Annotated in this window: 3 protein-coding genes; 2 read left to right on the top strand and 1 reads right to left on the bottom strand. The window is 73.4% G+C overall.

Annotation, left to right across the window (positions count from 1 at the left end):
• Positions 1 to 44 precede the first annotated feature (44 nt).
• Positions 45 to 1,388: a tetratricopeptide repeat protein gene (locus tag ACJA3G_RS31155; protein WP_406556389.1), complete on the bottom strand. Its 1,344-nt coding sequence runs from the start codon at positions 1,386 to 1,388 to the stop codon at positions 45 to 47.
• Positions 1,389 to 1,500: 112 nt separating this feature from the next.
• On the opposite strand from ACJA3G_RS31155, the gene ACJA3G_RS31150 reads away from it, so the two are divergent.
• Positions 1,501 to 2,844 (top strand): M64 family metallopeptidase, encoded by a 1,344-nt coding sequence (locus ACJA3G_RS31150; RefSeq protein WP_406556388.1) that lies wholly within the window; start codon positions 1,501 to 1,503, stop codon positions 2,842 to 2,844.
• Between the two features lie 134 nt (positions 2,845 to 2,978).
• The coding region (locus ACJA3G_RS31145; RefSeq protein WP_406556387.1) for a polysaccharide lyase 8 family protein at positions 2,979 to 4,455 on the top strand (1,477 nt) is incomplete at its 3' end.

Genomic DNA, 4,455 nt, shown 5'->3' with positions numbered 1-4,455 from the left:
GTATTAGGGCCCGCCGGCGGGGCGGGGCGCCCCTCCGGCGGGCCCTAATACCGCGGCGGCGCGGGCGCCGGCCCCAGCGTCGTCGTCCCCGGTGCCGCCCGGTGCCCCAGCCCCGTCCGGTAGGCGTCGAGCGCCGCCTCCGTCCGGCCCGTACGCCGCAGCAGATCGCCCAGGAGGCGGCACAGGTCCGCCAGGTCGCCCGAGGCGCCGCTGCGCTCCAGCAGGCCGAGGGCGGTGACGTAGTGCTCCTCGGCCACGTCGAGGTCGCCGCGCTCCTCGTGGATCAGCCCGAGGAGGCGGTGCGCACCGCCCGCGTGGACCGCGCCGTGCCGGTCGCCCAGCTCCGGCGCGGGGTCCACGAGCGGGGTGAGCAGCGAGGCCGCCTCCTCGTGGCGGCCCAGGCGGCGCAGTACGTCGGCGAGTTCGACCTCGACCTGGCAGGTGAAGAGCGCGGCCCGCTTGGCGGCCAGCATGTCGCGGGCCGTGCGCAGCTCCCGCTCGGCCGCGTCCAGCTCCCCGCCCTGGGCGTAGACATATCCCCGCATCCAGTGGCAGTGCGCCAGATCGGTGCGCAGCCGCAGCTGGCGGTAGACCGCCTGGGCCTTGGCGAGGGAGGCGTCGGCGTCGGCGGTGCGCCCCTCGGCCAGGAAGGTGCGGGCGACCTGGCGGTGCATGCCCGCCACCAGGGCCGGGTCGCGGACCTCGGGGGCGAGGGCGAGGGCCAGCTCGGCGGCGTGCGCGGCACGGGCCTGGGCGCCCATGTCCAGATAGGGGCCGATGACCGCCGAGTAGAGGAGGACCAGGGACTCCGGGTCGTTGAGGCCCGAGGTGCCCAGCTCGTCGATGGTGGACTCCAGCAGGTAGCAGGCGTAGCGCAGCTCCCCGGCCAGGACGTGCGCGATGGCCCGGCCCCGGATCGCGCGTGCCCGGCGCGGCAGCGGCTCGTCCGCCTGGTGGCGCTCGGCCGCCTCGAAGTGGCGTATCGCGTCGGGCAGTTCGCCGGCCTCCAGGGCGCACTCGCCCAGGCCCAGCAGGGCCTCGGCCTGTTCGGGGAGCAGGTCGTGCAGTTCGGCCTCGGTCAGCAGGCGGCGGTAGTGCACCGCCGCCTCGTCCGCTTCGCCGGTCGCCAGGAGTCGCTGGGCGTCCGTGAGGCCCAGGCGCAGCTCGGTGGCGAGGTGCGCGGGGCGGCCGGTGGCGAGCTCCTCGTAGGTGGTGCCCAGGCGCTCGGCGAGGTGGCGCATGGCCGCCTCGGACGGTCTGACCCTGCCCGATTCCAGGGTCGACACATAGGCCGGGGTGTAGGCGGGCTCGGCCAACTGTCGCTGGGTGAGTCCCCGTTCGGCGCGCAGCCGCTGCACCCGGCGGCCGATCACGGCAGGTTCGTCCATCGCGTCTCCCTCGTCCCAGGGCATTGCGCATGCCCCGTGCGCCCCCTAACTTAAGCGAGCCGTTCAACAGATTTATCCGAACGCTTAACTTCCGTCACTGGGGGAGGATTTCATGCGCCCTGCCATTCTGCGCAGAACCATAGCCGCGACCGGGCTCACCGGATCCGTCGTGGCCGCGCTTCTGTCCGTGCCCGCCGAGGCCGCCGACGCCCCCGCGCCCCGGCCGCGCGTGCAGGTCGAGATACCCGGCCCGGAGGGCGGCGCGGTCGCCGGGTCCGGGCATGTGAGCGTTCCGGCGTCCGGTGCCGTGCGTGCGGGCAAACGGCTCTCCGCGCGGGCCGCGGACGCCGACGGGCAGGTGGGTGAGCTCGTCGACAACGGGCCCAGCGCCGACCGGCTCGACGTGGTCATCGTGGGGGACGGGTACACCGTCGACCAGATGGCCCAGTTCCACGCCGACGCCAAGGAGAAGTGGGGCGAGGTGACCGGTGTCGAGCCGTACACCACGTACCGCAACCTCTTCAACGTGTGGACCGTGGACGCCGTCTCGGCGCAGTCCGGTGTCTCCGGCGACCCCGCCAAGGGCGATGTGAAGAACACGGCGCTGGGTTCGTACTTCTGGTGCGACGGCATCGAGCGGCTGCTCTGCGTCGACCAGGACAAGGTGGACGGCTACGTCGCCAAGGCCCCGCAGGCCGACCTCGTGATCGTGCTCGCCAACAGCACGAAGTACGGCGGCGCCGGGTACAACGAGCCCAGCCAGAAGCTCGGTTACGAGGGGATCTCCACCGCGTCGGCCGGCAACGCCAAGTCCGGGCAGGTCGCCATCCACGAGACCGGGCACTCGCTCGGCAAGCTCGCCGACGAGTACTTCTACCCGGGCACCCCCGGCTACGAGCACTACGCCGGGCCCGAGGTCGCCGAGTCCAACATCTCCGTGCTGAGCGCCGAGCAGATGGCCGCGCAGCGGACCAAGTGGTACCGGTGGCTGGGCGAGACCTCGCCGGACGGCGGGACCGTGGGCGCCTACGAGGGCGGCGGCTACTACGTCACGGGCCTCTCCCGGCCCACCGACAACTCGATCATGCGCATCCTCGGCAAGCCCTTCAGCCTGCCCGGCCGCGAGGCGATGATCGCCGGGTTCTACCGGCACGCCTCGATCGCCACGGCCGCCGTGCCGACCACGCGGACCCTGCGCGTCCACGACAAGGCGCGGGTGACCGTGCCCCGGCTGGTGGGCGCCGCGCAGCCGAGGATCCGCTGGTACCTGGACGGGCGGGAGCTCACCCGGTTCGAGGGGCGCACCTGGATCGGGGTCGCGCAGGCCGTCCTCTCCCCGTGGGACCGGCGCACCCACCAGCTGAAGGTGACCGTCACCGACGGGACCCCGTCGGTGCGCGATCCGCAGCTGGTCGCCGGGCTGAGCGACTCCGTCGTGTGGAACGTACGGAGGTAAGCGCTTTCCGGTCGGTGTGTCCGGGGCATTGAGTGCCCCGGGCGTGCCGTGCTACACCAACGGCAGCGGTCTGCACCACTTCCCTCCGGGAGTCCCCTGTGTCCTTGCTGCCGTCCCGACGCACCTTTCTGACCGTGGTGGGAGCAAGCGCTCTCACCCTGGCCGCCGCCCCCGAGGCGTCCGCCGCCGACGAGTTCGCCGTACTGCGCGGGCGCTGGCGCGACCTCTCGCTCGGCACCGGCTTCGACCCGGGCACCGAGCCGTACGCCTCCCGGCTCAAGGAGACCGGCGACCGCGCCCGGGCATTCCGGGCCTCGATGGCCCCGGGCGAGCACTGGCTCTGGCCGGACAGCCCCTTCGACCCGCCCGCCGGGATCACCCGCAGCTACAGCAGGCTGTGGACCATGGCCGAGGCCTTCCTCCAGCCCGCCACCGGCCTCACCGGCGACACCGCCCTGCTCGCCGACCTCCTCGCCGGTCTCGACCATGTGGGGGCGAAGGTCTACAACCCGTCCACCACGCGGTACGGCAACTGGTGGGAGTGGCAGATCGGCAGCCCCCGGCTGCTCACCGACATCGTCAACGCGCTCTACGCGTACGTGGGCGAGGCGCGGGTCCAGGCCGCCTGCGCCGCCGTCGACCACTTCGTGCCCGACTCCGTCCTCGCCGACTACTCGGGCACCTCCACCGGCGCCAACCGCGTCGACCTCTGCCGCTCGGTCGCCGTGCGCGGGGCGATCGGCCGCGCCCCCGCCAAACTCGCGCTGGCCCGCGACGCCCTCTCGCCGGTCTTCCCGTACGTCACCAAGGGCGACGGCCTCCACGCCGACGGATCGTTCGTCCAGCACACCTCGATCGCCTACTCGGGTACGTACGGACAGGTCCTGCTCGACGGGCTCGGGCGCCTGTTCACGCTGCTCGCCGGGACGAGCTGGGCGGTCACCGACCCCCGCCGGCAGATCATCCTGGACAGCGTGGAGCACGCCTACGCGCCGCTCATCCACAACGGGCTGGTCATGGACAGCGTCAACGGACGGGCCGTGAGCCGGGGGTATCTGCTCGCGGACGACACGCAGGTGATGCGGAGCGACCACTTCCACGGGGAGGGGCTCATGGCCGCCGTCGCCGTCCTCGCCGGGGGCGCCTCGCCCGCGGAACGGGACCGGTGGCACGGGCTCATCAAGGGGTGGGCGCGGCGGGACCCCACGCATCCGCTGCTCGCCGCCCGCCAGTTCGGGGTCGCCGACCWCGCCCGGCTCCAGGCGGTGGTCGACGGGCCCGTGCCCGCCGCGCCCGAACCGGTCGGGCACACCCTCTTCGCCGCCATGGACCGCGCCGTCCACCGCCGCCCCGCGTGGACCGCGAACATCGCGATGGCCTCGGACCGGATCTCTTACTACGAGTGCGGCAACGGCGAGAACCCGCGCGGCTGGCACACCGGTGCCGGAATGCTCTACTGGTGGCCCGGGGAGCAGGGCAACGACCAGTACACGGACTGGTTCTGGCCGACCGTGGACCCCTACCGGCTGCCCGGGACCACCGTGTCCACCCGGCGGCTCGCGGACCGGGAGGGCGGCGAGTGGGGCGCGGCCCGGCCCGACGCGCGCTGGG

The organism is Streptomyces sp. YS-3 (assembly GCF_045257485.1).
Classification (GTDB): domain Bacteria; phylum Actinomycetota; class Actinomycetes; order Streptomycetales; family Streptomycetaceae; genus Streptomyces.
This window is presented reverse-complemented; position numbering and strand designations above follow the sequence as displayed.

Coding starts and splice junctions, on each gene's coding strand:
- ACJA3G_RS31155 (WP_406556389.1), bottom strand. CDS start 1,388: ATGGACGAACCTGCCGTGATCGGCCGCCGGGTGCAGCGGCTGCGCGCC.
- ACJA3G_RS31150 (WP_406556388.1), top strand. CDS start 1,501: ATGCGCCCTGCCATTCTGCGCAGAACCATAGCCGCGACCGGGCTCACC.